Origin of the sequence: Secundilactobacillus paracollinoides DSM 15502 = JCM 11969, from assembly GCF_001311135.1 — a bacterium.
Lineage (GTDB): Bacteria > Bacillota > Bacilli > Lactobacillales > Lactobacillaceae > Secundilactobacillus > Secundilactobacillus paracollinoides.
Window position 1 is genome coordinate 1 of sequence record NZ_BBAG01000011.1, and the last position, 18,515, is coordinate 18,515.

Genomic DNA, 18,515 nt, shown 5'->3' on the forward strand with positions numbered 1-18,515 from the left:
CAATGTTTTAGTTCAAAAGTGAGAGGCTTTTTCATTTACACATAAAATTTGACACTCTCATTTCGAATTTTTTCTGCATTTGTAATAATAAGCAGTAACTTAATAGTGTTTTTAAAACATTAACGCTTAAGGGGAAAATCTAATTTTAAAAAACAGTTGCCGGCTAACGCTGATTTATCAGCGTTAGCGGCAACTGTTTCGAAGTAAATTATTACTTTAATATCTCGGAAATAAAATGGAAACATAGGAAATATGAATGATATTAGTATTGAGATTGTAATCGCCGGTGATTATACAAAATAATGAATAGAGGTAATAATTATGGCCGTGACAGCAACAAAATTTGTGACGTTTAGTGGACTGCGATATACAAATGCAGTTCAAACATTTTATGTGGGAACTACGTATATTTACGCATTACAGCGTATTGACACCGATGCCATTTTAACGCGATGTGATATGACTGGGGCACGTATTGATGATATGTATCTGACGAACTTTGGGCATAGTGAAACGCTACAGTGGTTCAGTCATAAAGGAATTTCTTACTTCTGGATTGGTACTAAGGGTGAACAAACCTTAATAAGTGAAAATGATACAACTTATTGGGCAACTCAACTTGCTTGAATTACGTACGATCCATCTAAGACTGAGCCTAATGACTATAACTATACAGACGCAACAAGATTATCATCTGTTATCCGTGCCAATTACGATGGCTCATCGTCTGGTAATCTTACTCGGTTTGAAGCAGCTTTATCAAGCGACACAGATACACCAAGTAAAAAGCTTGAGTTGTTAGTTCTCTCCATCAATGATGCCTCTCCTCGAATCGGTAATTATACAATTTATGATAATGAGGCTTTGAATGATATCTTAGATACGAACAAAGCTGCCGGTCAGAAATTTACGTCGTTTCAAGATGTAACTGGTACTGTTTTGGCGTATGCGCCTTTAAACAAATTTCATGCCTATGGAGAAGTTGCTAACGAATCAATTCAAGGGTTAGAATTTTCAGATGGGCGTGCAATGTACTTTACAAGCGGTAGTAAAACACAGGAAACAAAAATTCAAAAATCGCTTTGGGAGTTCACCTCCAATGAAGTTCAGACGATATCTGATGGTACTGTCGGTGTTACTGAAACTGAGGGTATTCAGCTAAAAGGTGACGATATCTACTTTGCCGTTGCACATTATACAGGGGATTCAGTTTCAGATAACTATATTTATACGGTTCCTAAATATATTTTTAGTTAATTGTATTTAAAAAGCCTCCCAAGTTGGAGGCTTTTTGAATACAGCCATTAATGTTCCAAGGGACTCAATGACTAGTTGGTTGGTTTTGCAAGGATAATACCAAGACCAGTATCATCTGTATCACCATAGTACTTATCAACATAATAAATCCCAATTTGGTATCCTTTAAGTGATGCTCGTTTTGTGGCATTGTAGCTTCTGCGTTTAGAGCCGTCTCAATTTCTTGTAGGCGTGTTGTAGTTGAACGGGTGTCCTTATAACTGTGATAAAAATAGTTGTTAGCCTTACTTGGAATCACTGCATTACTATAGCTTTTATTAAATGTAACGGAATCATCTGCTAACATATCACGGTTTTCAACATAGTTTGAAAGTGATAGGGATAGCGAGCTATTTGGGAAAAGCTTTAAAACATCTCTGGTTAGTTGCTGGGAGCTTGACTGGTTAATATAGGATTGATAATCGGAAGTCGAAGTGAATCCTTGCAGTGCGAGGTTGTTCCAAACGGCATAGTTTTTGTTATATCCCTTAGTTAAATAGCCATGCCATACGTAGCCTTCAACATTGGTTTTATTGTTAGGCGTTGAAGCAATAACAGCGTAGTAAAGTGCACTTTTACCATTATGTTTAAGTGTGATAGCGGCAGTCGCATTCCAATTGGTATTGGGGTAATTTTTTAAATTATGGATCTTTTTTGTATGTGCTTTATTCCATACATAGGCGCTTTGCGATTTATTAGCGGCATGATAAATTGGACGTGTCTGATAATATTCAGTATGAGTAATAGTGTAGCTACTTGCGTTAGCTTTTTTAATGCCTGGAGTGCCGATTCCTACAAGAGCGATTGTCACAGCAAGGGCTAATTTGATTGGTTTCATGTTGTCTCCCCCAAAAAGGTAAATTGTAGTTTAATATTGTTCATTATAGTCTCTTATTATTATGGTTCAAGCGTTTCTGATTAATTTAACTGGTTGCTATAACTCAAGGTGCGCTTGAGTTAATGTTAATTTAAAGTAGTTTGATCATTAAAAGAGACTATCCAGTTGTGGACAGTCTCTTTTTAATGGGTTTAATTTGACGAAACAATGGAGAATATGACGGCTAATTATTTAGCCTTTGCTATCGTAATGTGGTAGTTCAAGCTTTCTCCAATACTACTATTAGGGTATTGCGAGAGTTTTAACCCAGAGTACATCACGTTTTCATTGTCTTTATCGCTTGTTTCGTAAACGACATCATCAGCGATTTGGATACCAATCACGTCGTTAGACATTGATGCCCGTTTAGAAGCAGTATAGCCGTTTTCATCGAGTATCTTTTCGACAGTTGCGACGCGTGAACTGACCGGTTTTAGCGCAGTGCTGTTGAGATAAGCACCAATACTACGGTTGAAGTTAGATGATGTGTCGGTTCGATTTAAGCTTGAAATATTGACGAAATCCGTGTAACTAGTGTTTGCGAATGGTTTTGTTGCAGTAACGTTGTCAAACGATCTGAACAAGCTGACGCTAACTGGCGTGTTGGGGAAAAGCTTGAGGATGGCTCGCGTCAGGCGCTGGGTGCTGGCCGTCTTAAGATAATTAGTGTACGCTGTGTCGCTATTAAACATGTAAGGAGATTTTGCGATTGGCCGGTATAGATAACCGCTCCATACAAGACCGTTTACCTTACTGTTAGAAGCGGATTGGATGGTATAGTATATGCTACTGCCGTTTTAAGATGTGTGCGTCGTCGCTCTGTTAACACGCCAAATAGTACTGCCATAGTTCTTGAGATTGTGGGTATGTTTGGTATGTGTGGTGTTCCAGATGTAGGCGTTTTTTTGCGTTGGTTTAGTGTAATATGTTTCGACACGCTGTCCGTCAGATGTTGATGACCATGAGTAGGATTTAGCTTGAACGGTTGTCGCCACAGATATGCCAGCTAAAAGTGTGACAATTACTGAAACTGTTCTGATGACTGCTTTTTTATAAAACGTGATGCTGTCCTCTAATTTAAATTGGTTGTCCAAAGTATACACCCAGGCAAAATACAACCATAGGTGAATCGGATATCCATAGGCTCAATCTGGCACTAAAAGTTTCACGTGAAACAACGGTGTGCATTACAATTACTTTAGACTCTTACCGACAAATAAACGGCACAGTAAAAGAGACCAGCAAGCCAATAGAGGTTGCTAGTCTCTTTTTTGGAGACATAAGGCTCAGTCCACAGCCACCGATGCCATCTTCAAGGATGCATCGACCTTTTCAGCACAGGTTCGGCCTTCATAGACGCCCCAGATCACGAGGTTTGGACCGCGGCGACAATCGCCTGCGACGTAGATCTGGCTGTCGTTGGTTGTGTAATCGTCGTGGCACTCGGTGATGTTGAACGCGTCAAATAACCACTGTTCTGCGCCTGTGAAGCCCATGGCGAGGAGGATCAGGTCAACATTGATGCGTTTTTCGGTGCCTTTGATCGGTTTGAAGTCCGGCCCCACCTCGCTGATCTCTGCTGCGGTAACGTGGCCGTTCTTGCCGAACACTTGCGTGGCTGTTGCCGAGTAGCTGGTGACGTCGCCAAACAACGACTGGGCTTCCAGCTGACCGTAACCGTGCTTTTTGACCATCGGCCACTCAGGCCACTGGTTCTGCGCGGTACGCTCGTCTGGCAGCGCGGGGTTGATCTCTAGCTGGGTGATGCCGGCTGCGCCCTGACGGATGACGGTACCGATACAGTCGTTTCCTGTATCGCCGCCTCCGAGGACGAGGACGTGCTTACCCTGGAGTTCCGTGGTAGCGCGAGTGCCATTTTTCAGGACGTGCTGCGTCGTCGTCTTCAGGTATTCGGCAGCCTGGTGCACACCGTCGAGGTCGCGACCAGGAACGTTGAGCTCCCGCGCTTGGCGGCACCCGTACAGATGATGACCCTGTCAAAGTCCTGTTTCAGGTCGTCAGCCGAAATGTCCTTGCCAATCTCGGTGTTAGCGACCAGCTTGACACCAATTTGTTTCAGGGCGTCGAAGCGGCGGTCAACCACTTCCTTCGGCAACTTCATGTTGGGAATGCCATACATCAGGAAGCCGCCAAACCGATCGTCACGCTCAAAAATGGTAACGGAGTGACCGAGCTGGTTTAGTCGCCAGGCAGCGGAAATACCGGCGGGACCGCTGCCGATCACGGCAATTTTCTTGCCGGTGCGGTTGTTAGGTTTGCCGGAGTCCACCACCCAGCCGTTTTCGAAGGCTTTTTCGATGATGAATTTTTCGTTGTTGCGGATGGTGATGCCGGGGCCGTTCAGTGCCTGAACACAGGCAACTTCGCAGGGGGCCGGGCACACCCGTCCGGTCATGTCGGGCAGGTAATTAGTCCGCGTGAGCCGTTCGAAGGCGCGCTTGTCCTCGTTTTCGTAGACCATGTCGTTCCATTCGGGAATCAGGTTGTCGTTGGGACAGCCGCTGACGGCCCGGTTACCGGCGTAGAAGAGCCCGTGGTGACAAAACGGGATCCCGCAGTTCATGCAACGGGCGGCCTGCTGGCGGCGGTCAGCGTCGTCGAGGTCCAGTTCCATGATGTTAAAGTCCTTGATACGTTCAGAAATAGGCCGCATGGGGTCGTCTTTACGATCGTATTTTAAAAAACCATTTGGATCTGCCATGTTTTAGCCTCCTATTGCTGGTCGTTCGTGGCAGCGAAGAAGGCCTTTGACACAACTTGGTCTTCTGGGATGCCGGCTTTTTGGTACTTGGCGATCAGGTCACGCATCTTGTGGAAGTCGCGTGGGTAGACCTTGACGAAGTTTTGCTTCTGGTTGTCCCAGTCATCGAGGATCTGCTTGGCCTGAGCCGAGTTCGTGAAGTAGTAGTGCCGTGAAATGAGATCCTTTAAGTCGCTATCATCGTCGGATTCACCGAGTTTGTAGAGGTCGACGAGATCCTGGTTGCACTTGGATTTGAAATCATGGGTCCAGTCGTAGACGTAAGCAACTCCGCCAGACATACCGGCAGCGAAGTTCCGCCCCGTCCGGCCAAGGATGACGGCAACGCCGCCTGTCATGTACTCACAACCGTTGTTGCCGATACCTTCAACCACGACCTTGGCACCGGAGTTTCGAACGGCAAACCGTTCACCAGCGCGGCCGTTGAAGTAGGCTTCACCACTGGTGGCCCCAAAGCAGGCCACGTTTCCGATAATGGGGGAGTGGGCGTAGAGCGCCTGCGCTTGTTTGGGCGCTGCAACGATCAAGCGACCACCAGAGAGACCTTTACCGGCGTAGTCGTTGGCTTCACCAGTGAGTTTGAGTTCCTGTCCCTGGGTGATAAAGGCGCCGAAGGACTGACCGGCAGTGCCTTTGTAGCTAACTTTCATGCGGCCAGGTTTAAGGCCGTCGTTACCGAAGTGACTGGCGATCCAGCCGCCCATACGGGCCCCAACAGCACGTTGCGTGTTATCAATCGGCAGGTCAACCGCTGTTTCGGTGTCGGCCTGCAAACTCGTTTCGGCAAACTGGTCCAGATCAGGCCAATCGTACTTCGGCTTGAACGGATCGGTGACCTTGCGTTCGATCGGGATGGTCTTTTGAATCAGCCGGTCGTAGTTCAGCGTCTTGGCCTTACCAGCTGGCACGTAGCGTGGTGTCAGGTGTTCGCCGTGACCCACCATTTGGTTCACGGTCCGGTAGCCGAGTTTGGCCATCGTTTCCCGCAGATCCTGTGCGAGGAAGCGCATCATGTTTTCCACGTATTCCGGCTTGCCGGCGTAGAGTCGACGCAGGTCGGGGTTCTGGGTGGTGATACCGACGGGGCAGGTGTTGAGGTTGCATTTGCGCATCATAACACAGCCGATCGAGACCATGGTCAGGGTAGCAAAGCTGAATTCCTCAGCGCCCAACATGATGGCCACGGCGATGTCGCGACCAGTCATGAGTTTCCCGTCAACTTCCAGCGTGGTCCGTTGCCGCAGGTTGTTCATTGCCAGCGTCTGGTGGGCGTCAGCAAGACCCATTTCCCACGGTAACCCGCAATCACGAGTGGAGTTACGCGGTGCGGCCCCGGTCCCGCCGTCGTACCCGGCGATAACCACGGTGTTCGCACCTGCTTTGACCACCCCGGTCGCAATTGTGCCGACTCCAGTGGAAGAAACGAGCTTCACGTTGATCTTGGCGTAAGGGTTGACCTGCTTGAGGTCGTAAATTAGCTGCGCCAGGTCTTCGATGGAGTAGATATCATGGTGCGGCGGCGGGGAGATCAGCTGCACGCCGGCAATCGAGCCCCGGATACTTGCGACCCATGGGTAGGCTTTTTTGGCAGGCAGTTGACCACCCTCACCAGGCTTAGCCCCCTGGGCCATTTTAATTTGAATTTCTTCGGCACTCATCAGGTATTCGGTATTCACACCGAACCGCGCTGTTGGGACCTGTTTGATCTTACTGTTACGGTTCTCACCGTCGGCGCCGATCTTAAACCGGTTGCGGTTCTCGCCACCCTCACCAGAGTTACTGCGGGCGCCCAGCCGGTTCATGGCGATCGCAATCGTTTCGTGGGCTTCTTCAGAAAGGGCCCCGAAACTCATGGCACCAGACTTGAACCGTTTGACGATGGCACTGACGGGTTCGACCTCGCTGATCGGCACGGCCTTGTTGCCGGCTTGGTCGATCTGCCACATGGATCGCAGGGTAACGGGGTTATCTAGTGAATCTTGAGCCATTGTTTTTGCGTAGGTCTTGTATTCGTCGTAGTCGCCTGAGCGGACGGCCTTTTGGAACCGGTAGATAGCCATCGGGTTGTACAGGTGCGCCTCGCCGTCTTCCTTAAATTGGAAGCTCCCGCCTGAGGCAGGTCGTCAATGGCCTTGCTGCTGTAGATGTCGTCGTAGTGGCGTTTGGTCTCGGTCTCGATCTGGTCGAGTGAGATGCCGCCTAACCGACTTGGGGTCCCGGTAAAGTACTGGTTGACCACGTCGTCAGCGAGCCCAACTGCTTCAAACAGCTGGGCGCCTGATACCCGGCAACCGTCGAGATGCCCATTCGGCTCATGATCTTGATGATGCCCTTGGTGCCGGCATCACAGTAAGTGTCGATCTGATCACCCAGCCGCGTTCCTTCAACGTTGCGAAGGCGCCGTAGGGGTGAATGGCAGCGGCACCGTAGCCCACGAGGCAGGCGAAGTGGTGGATCTCACACGCTTCACCGGTGTCCGCCACGATGGACGCATCGGTACCCTTACCCTGACGCACCAGGTCGTTGTGCAACCCGGCGACTGCTAGCAGGATCGGAATCGTCAGTTGTCCTTTTTGGGCGTGCTGGTCAGATAAAATCAGAATGGTGGCGCCGTTATCAATGGCGTTTTCGGCCTGCTTGAACAGGTCGTCTAACGCGTGCGCCAACCGGTTTGGCCGGTCGGTAATGTCGTAGGCCAGAGAGAGGGTGGCGACCTTCAACTCTGGCAGGTCCAGGGTCGTGAGTTTCGCGAAATCCTGATCGTTAAGTAACGGCGTTTCAATTTTGAGTTTTTGACAGTTCTCGGCAGCGTCCTTAGTGATGTCGGTATCGCGCCCGAGAAACAGCGTGGTACTAATGACGACCTGCTCACGCAGGGGGTCGATCGGCGGGTTCGTGACCTGGGCGAAGGACTGTTTAAAATAGGTAAACAGGGATTCAGCCTTGTGACTCAACACCGCAAGCGGCGAGTCAAAACCCATAGCGACGGTGGGATCACTGCCGTTTTCGGCCATTGGCATGATGGCTGTCTTGATCGCTTCGTAAGTGTACCCATACCGACGCCACAGGTGGTCCAGGTCGGTCGCACTCATCGTGTTGTCGGCCTTCACATCTGGTAGCGACTCGAGTGCCAACCGGTTCCCTGTTAACCACTGCTGGTACGGGTGCGCATTGGCGTATTTCTTTTTAAGGGCGTCTGTTTTATACAACTTGCCGGTACTGGTATCCACCAGCAGCATTTCTGCCGGTGCCAAGATCCCCTTATCCGCAATGTCGCCGGGGGCAATGTCGACCACGCCGGATTCAGAGGCAACGACCAGGAGGTTATCCTTGGTCAGGGTGTAGCGCGATGGCCGCAGCCCGTTCCGGTCCAAAAAGGCGCCGACTTGGATGCCGTCGGTGAAGCACAGGGCGGCCGGCCCGTCCCACGGCGCCATGAAGGTGGCGTTGTATTCGTCAAACGCGCGCTGCTGTTTCGGCAACTTTGCGTCTGGTCCCCAGGCTTCGGGAATCATCATCATGAGTGCCTGCGGAATATCGCGGCCGTGGCGGTAGAGGTACTCCATGCAGTTTTCGAGTTTGGCAGAGTCCGAATCGTCCTCGTCATAAATTTCGATACCGTGGCTAGTCATCCAGTTTTCGGCACCCTTCAACGTGTTAATTTCACCGTTGTGGGCAAGAAAGCGGAACGGTTGCGCGCGGTTCCAGCTCGGAAACGTGTTGGTCGAGAACCGCGAATGGATCAGACAAATACAACTGGCCATGGTCTCGTCGTGCAGGTCCGGGTAAAACAGACCCACTTGGTAAGCGTGAAGCATGCCCTTATACACGATGGTCCGGCTGGAGAGGGAACAGATCGCCAGCGCTTCTGGATCATAGGTCTTTTCCAGTTGCCGTCGCAAATGATAGAGGCGGTCTTCAAACGGTCGGCCTGCCGCGCTGTCATATGGGCGCTGGATGATAATTTGGATGAAACTGGGCATCGTCTGTTGGGCAGTCGGACCACAGTTTTCGTACACAAACGGTACGTTGCGCGTCCAGAGGACTTGGAACCCGGCGTCGCTGATCTTTTGCGTGACGGCTTTTAGCATAATGTCGCGCGCCTGGGCATCGTGCGGCAGGAAGAATTGCCCCACCGCGTAGTCACCCTTATCAGGCAGTGCGAGACCAGCCTGTTTCATTTGCTGTCTAAAGAAGGGGTCCGGCATCGCATCAGGATCCCGGCACCATCACCGGTGTCCGGTTCCGCACCCGTCCCGCCACGGTGGTTCATCCGCCGCAGCATCGTCAGCGCTTTTTCAACGAGGTCGTGACTCGCACGGCCATCGACCTGGGTAATAAACCCCATCCCACACGCATCATGCTCAAAGCGCGGGTCATACATCAGCTTCTCATGTGAAGTTGGGTTTTGCATTCAGAACACCTACTTTTACTTAACAGTCTCAATTTTTGAATTTAGTGACACTTTTGGAAATATATTCTAATGATATTCTAATCTTAACGGGATTACAATGGGTTTTGCTAATAATTCTGATAATTTATTCAGGTTAGTTCGGTTTTTACTTCTTATTTTCGTGTGAAATTTGGATTAATAGACGTTATACAGTCGGAATTAATACCACTATGAATCCCTGTGAGGTTGGTATTCTTCGACTTTTGGTCTTTGCTGACGTCTTGTTTATGCATTTTCAATCAGTAAGTCTTATGTTATTATCATTTAACTGGTGGATTATGATGAATTTAGTGTGACTTTAGCTAATAAATACTTACTAGATGATGGAATATTCAGTTTATATACATATGTGATATTTTCTGGGTGGGAGATTGCTGTTTTGTTCGTTCTGTTCCGCGATTTTGCGCTCCGTTGTGGTGGCTACTAGGTCAGTTCACAAACAGGTGATACGTCGCTCCATTCCACAATTTGGCACTCCGTGTAGTGGCTCGCGATGAAGCTAATTCGATTGTCGCCTTGCGCCACTCGAATGGATCTTCATCGTCTCGCACATCAGTAACCGACCAAAGAACGGTCGCTAACTGATGTCGACACCACAGCTCCGTGCCAAATTGTTCCATTCCACTAACGATGAGCTCACTTTTTACCACTAGTGAAGCATCGTAATGGCGTTAACCCATGTTCGACGAGAATCCGCCCTCGACTGCTAGTAAGTCCCTTGATAGCAATGCTTCACACGTAGATTAAGTGACCCATAATGATGACCCAACGTATCTTATGTGGCCGTACATATCAGTGCTATTGAATTCACCAAACATTGGAAAGACCCGAATTGAAAGATGTCCGCATGACAAACGTCGGGTATTTCTATTTACACTTACAGAAAGATAAAGGCTGTTTTCAATTAAAGCGCTACAGTGCCTGGCGTCATCGTTCAAAGCTTATTACGATTGCGGATGACAAGCAGTCAAGGGCGGATTCTATACAAACTAGGGTTAATTCTTGGTTAATTCTCAGTTTATTGAATGGGTAAGCTGACAGTCAGTGACGTGGAGCGACTTGGCCCGGCGTTGTGGTGTCGATGGTAGTTGGCGACCGTTCTTTGGTCGATTACTACCATGCGAGCGAATGAGATCCATTCGAGAGCCGCATAGCGGAAATCGAATTAGCTCATTCACGAGCCACTTCAACGCCGGGCCAAATCGCGGAACAGAACGGAATGACAACACAAAAAGCCCCTAAGCAACCGCTTAGGGGCAAAAGTAACACATTAATATAGTAGAAACACTACCCTTTGTCCATCACTTTATAAGCAGCCAGCAGCTCAATGGTCTGCGTTTGACGCAGACGTTCAGTGAGTTGGGCGAGTTGTTCCTTGGACATGTCGTGGGTGATGATGACGACGCGGGCGGTTTGGTCTGGGTTCTTGGTTTGGATGATTTGGCTGAAGCTGGCCTTGATATCGGTCATGATCTTGGTGACCTTCAGCATTTCGCCAGGGACGTCGGGCATCTTAAGCGCCAGGTAGTATGGGTAAACGACTTCGCTGGCCGCGGCAGAACTGACTTGATCCTGGAAGTTGTTAAACGAATTCCCGGTGTCTTGAGGACGATGTTTTTGGTGACGGAAACGATGTCACTCAACACACTGTTAGCAGTGGGCAACCCACCGGCACCGGGGCCGTAAAAGAGGGTGTCACCCACGGCCTGACCCGTGACCATCACAGCGTTATTTTCGTTGTTGATGGTGGCTAACGGATGATCGAGTGGCACCAGGACGGGGCCAACTTCGGCGAATACGCCACCATTGATGCGGCGCGCAATGCCCAGCAGTTTAATGGTGTAGCCAAACGCTGCGGCTTGTTTCACGTCTGATAGCTGGATGTTTTGAATCCCTTCCACGGCCATATCGTCCATGGTGATGTGGGTGCCAAACGAGAACTGGCTCAGGATGATCATCTTGTAGGCGGCGTCGATACCGGCCACGTCGTTCGTCGGGTCGGACTCCGCAAACCCGAGTTCCTGGGCCTTCTTCAGCGCGTCGGCGTACTTCCAGTGGTGCTGTTGCATCTGCGTCAGGATGTAGTTGGTGGTCCCGTTCACGATCCCCTTGACCTCAATGATGTTGTCGGCTGAGAAACTGTTGACGATGGTGCGCAGGATCGGGATCCCGCCCGCCACACTCGCTTCGTACATCAGATCGCAGTGGTTTTCGCGCGCGATGGCTGCCAGTTCTTCGCCGGCGGAGGCAATCAGGTCCTTGTTGGCCGTGACCACATGCTTCTTGGCGTTGAGCACCTTAGCAATGATCTCTTTGGCCGGGTGAACGCCGCCCATGACCTCAACGACAATCTTAATTTCCGGGTCGTCGATGATCGCATTTAAGTCTTCAGTGACCGTGATATCGCCGGTGTCAACGTCACGCGGCTTGTTGACGTCGTGGACCACGATCGTTTTGACACTCAGGTTTTGACCCGTAATGTTAGAGACCTTATCCTGGTTGTTCATCACCATCTGAAGGACGCCCGTGCCGACGGTGCCTAGGCCAATGAGGCCGATTTTTATCGTATTCATGTCACAGCTCCTTGCTCTTTTTTCTCTTGGAAATAGTATAGCAGAGAACTTAGGATTAAAACATGGTTAAAAATAATCGGGAGTTACATGAGAGAACGCACCTGTCAGGATGGGTTTGTACAGTAACTGAACTAGTGGGGTGTTTTCCATGGGAAATAGGTATGAAACAAAATTTGCCGGGTCATTAGCGCCGATGTTGGTCAAAAACGGTGCTTTTAACAGATAGATGGAAGCATATGTTGCCTATTTTGCAACTAACTAGTCAAAACCAGTGAAATATTGGCTAATTTTGTTACCTAAAACACAAGTATTTTTCCTTAGTATGTTAACCGAACGAATGAGTTGCTGAATTTATTTTTAAAAGGTTTATGGCCGGATTTTATGATGATTATTGCGTGTTAGCATGCTTTCATGGACGCGCTTTAAGATTGAAACTTAATTTTTCAACACCGCATTTCACTAACTTGGCGACTCGTTTTTAAAAATAGTTTGGTAAAAAATATTGCGCTATTGTAGGAAGTTTCACATAATGTGGGTGTGTTAAGGCGATACAGAACAAGTATAAAACTCAAAAGAAGAAAACGAGGGATCACGATTATGAAAGCAGCCGTAGTTCGTTCCAACTCAGATGGTTATGTTGATATTAAAGATGTTACGTTACGCCCAATCAAACCCAACGAAGTCTTGGTTAAAACCGAGTACTGTGGGCTTTGTCACACTGATATTCACGTTGCAAACGGTGATTTTGGTGAAGTACCTGGCCGGATCATTGGTCACGAAGGGGTTGGTATTGTTACAGAACTCGGTAGTGATGTGACGAATTTGAAGAAGGGCGACCGCGTTTCAATCGCCTGGTTCTACAAGGGCTGCGGTCACTGTGAATACTGCCTGACTGGTCGTGAAACACTTTGTCGTGACGTTCAAAACGCTGGTTATAACGTGGATGGCGCCATGGCTGAAGAAGTCATTGCTGACGCTGACTACGCCGTTAAGGTTCCGGATGACCTGGATCCAATCGAAGCTAGTTCCATCACCTGTGCCGGTGTGACCACCTACAAAGCCCTGAAGACCGCCAGCATCCACCCCGGCGAGTGGGTTGCGATTTACGGTGTCGGCGGCTTAGGCAACCTGGCCATTCAATGGGCTAAGAACGTCTTCAAAGCCCACGTTATCGCCGTTGATATCAACGATGACAAGTTGGCTTCTGCTAAGAAGATGGGCGCTGATCTGACCTTTAACTCACGGACAGAAGACTCCGGCAAATGGATTCAAGACAAGGTCGGCGGGGCTCACGCAGCAGTTGTGACCGCCGTTTCACAAGTTGCCTTTGACCAAGCTGTTGGGTCAGTCCGTGCCGGTGCTCGGGTGGTTGCTGTTGGGCTGCCTAAAGGGAACATGGAACTCTCCATTGTCAAAGTCGTTTTGGACGGCATTCAAATTGCCGGCTCCCTTGTCGGCACTCGGCAGGATCTTGCCGAAGCCTTCCAGCTTGCTGCTGAAGGCGCCATCCACCCAATCGTTGCTACCCGGCCATTAGCTGACGTCAACGACATCATCGACGAAATGAAAGCCGGCAAGATCGAAGGCCGGATGGTCGTTGACTTCGGCTTACCACTTGATGCGCCTGTCAAAAAAGAGGCTCACGCAGTTACCGGACGTTAATCACAGTGTTCCAAATTTAAACACTTCACATCTTTAAAGCTTTGTTGATTCATTAGAATGACGGCTGTTTATCAATTTTTTCACACACCAAAAGAAGTCGGGGTTGAGCTCCTGGCTTCTTTTGTTTTGGGTTTTGACTTGCGTTTGATTGCCGTTCTGTTCCGCGATTTTGCGCTCCGTTGTGGTGGCTCGCGATGAAGCTAATTCGATTTCTGCTGCGCAGCTCTCGAATGGATCTTCATCGTCTCGCATGGCACTAAATGGCCGAAATCCTCGCCCATTAAGTGCCATCGACACCACTACTCCGCGCAAAATCGCTCCACGCCACTTATTGAGAAGAGCGATGTTTCTTTTGGTTAAAAATCGAAAGCGCGTTAACCCTAGTTCCTAGATTATCCGCTCTCGACTGCCTGTTTTTCGACCAATTGGTAACCTATTGATGCGGTGGGAATTAAGTGTCAACAGTGTGCTTAGGAATTAATTGAGCGCTTTTGATGTTACTCCAGGTTGGTTCGTTCAGTTATTGAACATGCTGGTTTAATAACGCCTTAGTGAGCGTCTCGGTTATACCGGCGCCCGTTCTCTTACTGGCGTGAAGTTAAGTTCCAAGTCCTCCAGGTCCAAGATCTTTCGTGTCACCATTGCGCAGCCACCCAGCAGTGAGGCATACTTTGTGTGGGCCACTAGACTCAGTGGGGTTGGGGTCTCCTGCATTGGGGAGAGTTGCGTGGTGATTGTCTTTAAACGGTCGAAAAGTTCTGGGATCGCATCCATTAGTGGGGACTTGTACATGATTTCGTCCGGGTCGTACAGTGATGTCAGATTCAGGGTAATCTGGGCCAACTGATTGATCCAGTCGGTCAGGATCATCTCCGTCGTGTTATCACGATGCTGGTGGTACTTTTTGACCTCCGCCAATGAGAGCTGATTTTCACCCTTGGCGTTGCTGATATGGCTAATGATCGTGGCTTCCGAGCTGGTGCTGGTCAGTTGTTGGCCGTTTTCTCTCACGTGGCCCAGTTCACCTGCGCGGCCCTGCCCACCCTGGTACAAATGGTGGTCAAGGAGCAGTCCCGTGTTTACCCCGCGTTGGATGCTGACGAGCACTAGGTTGTTTAACTGGTTGTCCCGATTATCGAAATCGCGGTGGTACACGGCTGCCAGGTTTGCTTCGTTGGCGATGGTCACCGGGACCTGATACCGGTCTTGCAAATAAGCCGCAATGTCGATGTCATGCATGTCCAGAAATGGCGAATCCATAACTTGCCGGTCTGCGACGCGGCCGTGAATGGCCAGGCTGATGCCCTGCAGGCCGTTTGTTGTCCAGTTTGTTTTGGCCGCGTAGTCTACCTGCTGATCGATCCGTTTTAAGATCGACTCGATGGGCAAGTAAGTCGTGTTCACTGGTTTGATTGTCACCACACCACCCGCCAGATCATTTTGCATGATCAGCATGCTGGGGTAGCCCAGGTCGATATTTATCGTGTAGCCGTAGCGCGTATTCAACGACACGAGAACTGGTTTGCGGCCGCCAATTTCGGTCGAGTCGCCAATGCCGGATTCGGTAACCAGCCCGCGCTCTTTCAACTCCTTATAAAGGGTGGAAATGGTCGATTTCGTCACGTTCAGGTCGGTTGCAATCTGCGTTCGAGCAACCGGTTGGTGATTAAAAATGTACGCCAGCACCACCTGCAGATTTCGGCGGTGCAACTGCGTTTTGCTCATCATGGAGAGGGTCATGATAGTGCCTCCTTTGTTAACGATTACATAAAGCTGCTATCTTGAGTTTACCGCATTTAGTTGTGGTGGTCACGGGAAAGTTCAGTTAGTGTACGAACTGGAGAGCGGGGCGTCATATGACCTGCAAAAAGAGGTGCCAACCAAACCAAGACTCTGGTTTTGACTGACACCTCATTAGTTAATTAGCGGATTTACAATTTAAGTCTGTTGCGTTCAAATTAAAATAAATGGCCAAAGAAATCAGCAATCTTTTGCATTAATGATTCTTGCTTAGCCGTTTTTGACTGGGTCGCCTTGTCACTACCAACCTTGTTTTTCGCCTGCAGAGTCAAACTTGTTGCGGTTGGCAGTCCGGTATTGGTGAATTTCGTCGTCGCAACGGTGGCGCCCTTTTTAACCGGCAACGTTTTGGCGGTGAGGGTGTCCTTAACGCTCACGTTGTTGGCATCCTTATTCTTGAGATACCAGACCAATACCTTCTTGGTGCTGGTTGTCGTTTTGACTTGATGATTTTTAACGTGGTAAGTCGGCGTTTTCAGCGTGACTTCCTTGTGGTTCAACACCTTATCTAGATGAGTGATCAGGCCGTTTGTCGTGGTGAAGATCGTGTCGCTGCCCAGCACCGTCGCAATCAGCAGGTGGCCGTCACGATAGTAGGTCGTGGTCAGACACAGGCCGGCCGTTTCCGTATAACCGTTTTTCAGGCCAGTGATGTGATTACTGCTGCGGTAGTACGCGCCGCCCTTCAGCAACGTGTTGACGTTGGTTAGCGTCTGATTACCGATAGTTTTTGACGTCAGGGAACTCCACCGGGTGATGCCGCCGTCCAGCTTCAGGAGCTTTTGCGCTACAATTGAAATGGCTTTTGCGCTGACCTCATTTTGGGCCTTCTTTGACGTCCCCGCCACCTGCAGGCCATAGTGGCGCAGGTCAGTGTTATCCAACCCAGACGCACTGATAAAGGTGGCGTCAATGCCCCATTTTTTCGCCTGCTGGTTCATTTCATTGATAAACTTGCTATTATTACCGCCAGCTACTAACTCGCCCAGGGAAATTGCTGAGGAATTCGATGACGCAATCAGTGCTGCTTGATAGAGCTGTTTGACGGTGTACTCCTTGCTTCGCTTGATCTTAAACGTACCCAGCGCGTAGTTTTTACTCATCTTGATCAGTTCTTTACTGACGGGAACCTTTTCGTTCCAGCTGATCTTGTGATCCTGAATCGCCTTCGTGGTGAGGTAGAGGGTCATCAATTTCGACAAACTCGCAATCGGCAACGCTTGTCACCATTATCGCTGTAGAGCGTTTGTCCCGTTGTTGCGTCCATGACATAGGCACTCTTGACGGTTTTATAGTTCGACATTTTCGTATTCTTTTTTGCAGCAAATGACGGCAATGCTGGCGCAAACACCATCACCAGACAACTCAGCATGAGTAGCCAAGTCTTTGGTTGTTTTAGTTTCAGGTTTAAAATAGGACTAACCTCCGAGTATTGGGTTTTTGTATTTTTGAAGTATTGTTGTATTGGCCGTTCTGTTCCACGATTTTGCGCTCCGTTGTGGTGGCTCGCGAATAAGCTAACTCGATTTCCGCTGCGCGGCTCTCGAGTGGATCTTATTCGTCTCGCATGGCACTAAATGGCCGAAGACCTCGCCCATTAAGTGCCATCGACACCACTACTTCGCGCAAAATCGCTCCACGCCACTCAAATTGAGCGGACTTCAAGCAAGTGTTAAGTATCTAAAGACAGTTAAAGCTAGTTCCTAGATTATCCGCTCTCGACTGCTGGTTGTTCTATATTGTGGTAACCTAGTTGTCTGGTATGGCGGATGAGCTGGCCATTATGAAGTAACGTTTTGTTACTTATAGCGGTTGTTTAGCTCTTAATAGGCGTGCGTTTGACTATCCGTGGATGCAGTGGCGCTTTATAATGATGGGAAGAGCGGGGTAGTTGTGGATTTGGGGTGCAATGGGCTATGGTTTTTGGTTCTCGGTTATATTGCCGAAACGTGTTTTGCACGGGGCTAACGTGTAACGGACTCTGGGCTAAAAGTCAGGTTCGGAATTGGAGCCCTTTTTGTTACAAAGTAGTCTTGGCGACGCGCTTCAGTTTTATATTGCCGAAACGTGTTCCGCAAGGCAAGGGGCTAACGTGTAACGGACTCTGGCCAAAAAGTCAGGCCCGGACTTTTCGGCCAGAGTCCGTTACACACCGCCCCTAACCCGCCTTGCTTCACACTCTTACCTTAATCAAAAGTCACCCAATAGTATAGCATGCCAACTGGTGTTTGTTTTCCAACAAAAGTGTAAAGATTGCGTTGCGATTTGGTAAGGGTTTCTTAACTAATTAGATGGTAATTATAGTTTGTATAAACAATAAAAAAGACACTTTATTGTCCGAGCGTTTCGGATCAGTAAAGGGAACATAGATTGGTTATTAGGTTATTTGGTATGTGATTACTATACCGCAAACCACGGGGAATTGCACCTGTTTTAACCATCTTTTTGAACAGGTGATAAATGAAACCATTAATTACATTTTATTTTCATTATCGTTTATATAAGTGATTATTTAATTTAGAAAAATAATGTTTACGTTAACGCCACTGTTTAGGGCGTTAACCAGTGTTCTTCACAAATTGGATCACGTGATGGACTGAAAAAGGGAGGTCATTTTAATGGCACTATTTATTCGCGAAATGAAAACGGAAGATCATGATACAGTGGCCTGGATCTATCAAATGGATCAGGCACAGTTTCCGTGGGTGGCAAAACCGGCGCTGACCGATTTTGACCGCGATTCCACTGGGGAATACATCTTGGTCGCTGAATTGGACGGGCAGGTGGTGGGGTTCGCCAGTCTGTACCGGTTAATGAACTTCATTCACTTGCTATTTGTGGACCCTAACTGTCGCAAGCAGGGGGTTGGCCACGCCCTGATTGAAGGGATGCGCCAACAGGCCAGCGGGTTGATCACGTTAAAGTGCGTGATGGCGAATACGGAAGCTTGAAGTTTTACGACAAGGAAGGCTTTGTCATCCACCGGGAGAATCGACTGGCGGTGCCGGCTAACTACACGATGATCGACACGCTGGAAGACCGCTACTGGTGTCGAAAGCGGGGCGAGTAGCT

8 protein-coding genes and 4 pseudogenes are annotated in these 18,515 nt (G+C 48.9%); 4 read left to right on the forward strand and 8 right to left on the reverse strand.

What is annotated here, in order from left to right; translation table 11 throughout:
* The first annotated feature begins 321 nt into the window (after positions 1 to 321).
* Positions 322 to 1,257: pseudogene (locus JCM11969_RS20825) on the forward strand (helveticin J family class III bacteriocin).
* A 64-nt stretch (positions 1,258 to 1,321) separates the two neighbouring features.
* On the opposite strand, the gene JCM11969_RS05780 reads toward JCM11969_RS20825, so the two are convergent.
* The 5 genes and pseudogenes from JCM11969_RS05780 to JCM11969_RS05805 form a co-directional block, all read right to left on the reverse strand.
* Positions 1,322 to 2,134, reverse strand: coding sequence for a hypothetical protein (locus JCM11969_RS05780; RefSeq protein ID WP_054709318.1), 813 nt, complete (start codon positions 2,132 to 2,134; stop codon positions 1,322 to 1,324).
* 227 nt (positions 2,135 to 2,361) lie between these two features.
* The gene (locus tag JCM11969_RS05785; protein WP_054709321.1) at positions 2,362 to 2,865 is read right to left on the reverse strand and encodes a hypothetical protein; all 504 of its coding nucleotides are present in this window, start codon (positions 2,863 to 2,865) and stop codon (positions 2,362 to 2,364) included.
* 594 nt (positions 2,866 to 3,459) lie between these two features.
* Positions 3,460 to 4,895, reverse strand: a pseudogene (locus JCM11969_RS05795) (glutamate synthase subunit beta).
* Between the two features lie 11 nt (positions 4,896 to 4,906).
* A pseudogene (gene gltB, locus JCM11969_RS17620) lies at positions 4,907 to 9,369 on the reverse strand (glutamate synthase large subunit).
* Positions 9,370 to 10,695: 1,326 nt separating this feature from the next.
* Positions 10,696 to 11,981, reverse strand: a pseudogene (locus tag JCM11969_RS05805) (homoserine dehydrogenase).
* Between the two features lie 597 nt (positions 11,982 to 12,578).
* On the opposite strand from JCM11969_RS05805, the gene adhP reads away from it, so the two are divergent.
* Positions 12,579 to 13,643 carry an alcohol dehydrogenase AdhP gene (adhP, locus tag JCM11969_RS05810; RefSeq protein WP_054709326.1) on the forward strand — a complete coding sequence of 355 codons (1,065 nt, stop codon included), beginning with the start codon at positions 12,579 to 12,581 and terminating at the stop codon, positions 13,641 to 13,643.
* Positions 13,644 to 13,676: 33 nt separating this feature from the next.
* Here the strand turns inward: adhP and JCM11969_RS05815 are convergent, their stop codons facing one another.
* The 3 genes from JCM11969_RS05815 to JCM11969_RS05825 all read right to left on the reverse strand — a co-directional run bounded on the left by JCM11969_RS05815 (position 13,677) and on the right by JCM11969_RS05825 (position 16,660).
* Positions 13,677 to 13,934: a hypothetical protein gene (locus JCM11969_RS05815; RefSeq protein WP_054709328.1), complete on the reverse strand. Its 258-nt coding sequence runs from the start codon at positions 13,932 to 13,934 to the stop codon at positions 13,677 to 13,679.
* A 273-nt stretch (positions 13,935 to 14,207) separates the two neighbouring features.
* On the reverse strand, positions 14,208 to 15,383 hold the full coding sequence (locus tag JCM11969_RS05820; protein WP_054709331.1) for an ROK family transcriptional regulator: 1,176 nt from the start codon (positions 15,381 to 15,383) through the stop codon (positions 14,208 to 14,210).
* A 218-nt stretch (positions 15,384 to 15,601) separates the two neighbouring features.
* A complete protein-coding gene (locus JCM11969_RS05825; RefSeq protein ID WP_054709332.1) occupies positions 15,602 to 16,660 on the reverse strand; it encodes a D-alanyl-D-alanine carboxypeptidase family protein in 1,059 nt (352 codons plus the stop codon).
* A gap of 1,401 nt (positions 16,661 to 18,061) precedes the next feature.
* Here JCM11969_RS05825 and JCM11969_RS05830 point away from each other — a divergent pair.
* Both JCM11969_RS05830 and JCM11969_RS19735 read left to right on the forward strand, forming a co-directional pair.
* Positions 18,062 to 18,394, forward strand: a complete 333-nt coding sequence (locus JCM11969_RS05830) for a GNAT family N-acetyltransferase (protein WP_225353152.1) — start codon at positions 18,062 to 18,064, stop codon at positions 18,392 to 18,394.
* A complete protein-coding gene (locus JCM11969_RS19735; protein ID WP_263850014.1) occupies positions 18,391 to 18,513 on the forward strand; it encodes a hypothetical protein in 123 nt (40 codons plus the stop codon). Before JCM11969_RS05830 ends, JCM11969_RS19735 begins: the two co-directional genes overlap by 4 nt.
* Positions 18,514 to 18,515: the final 2 nt, after the last annotated feature.

Excerpts from the sequence above, each read along its gene's own strand:
- JCM11969_RS05830 (WP_225353152.1), top strand. The coding sequence starts at position 18,062 with ATGGCACTATTTATTCGCGAAATGAAAACGGAAGATCATGATACAGTG.
- JCM11969_RS05785 (WP_054709321.1), bottom strand. The coding sequence starts at position 2,865 with ATGTTTAATAGCGACACAGCGTACACTAATTATCTTAAGACGGCCAGC.
- adhP (WP_054709326.1), top strand. The coding sequence starts at position 12,579 with ATGAAAGCAGCCGTAGTTCGTTCCAACTCAGATGGTTATGTTGATATT.
- JCM11969_RS05820 (WP_054709331.1), bottom strand. The coding sequence starts at position 15,383 with ATGACCCTCTCCATGATGAGCAAAACGCAGTTGCACCGCCGAAATCTG.
- JCM11969_RS05815 (WP_054709328.1), bottom strand. The coding sequence starts at position 13,934 with ATGGCACTTAATGGGCGAGGATTTCGGCCATTTAGTGCCATGCGAGAC.
- JCM11969_RS05780 (WP_054709318.1), bottom strand. The coding sequence starts at position 2,134 with ATGAAACCAATCAAATTAGCCCTTGCTGTGACAATCGCTCTTGTAGGA.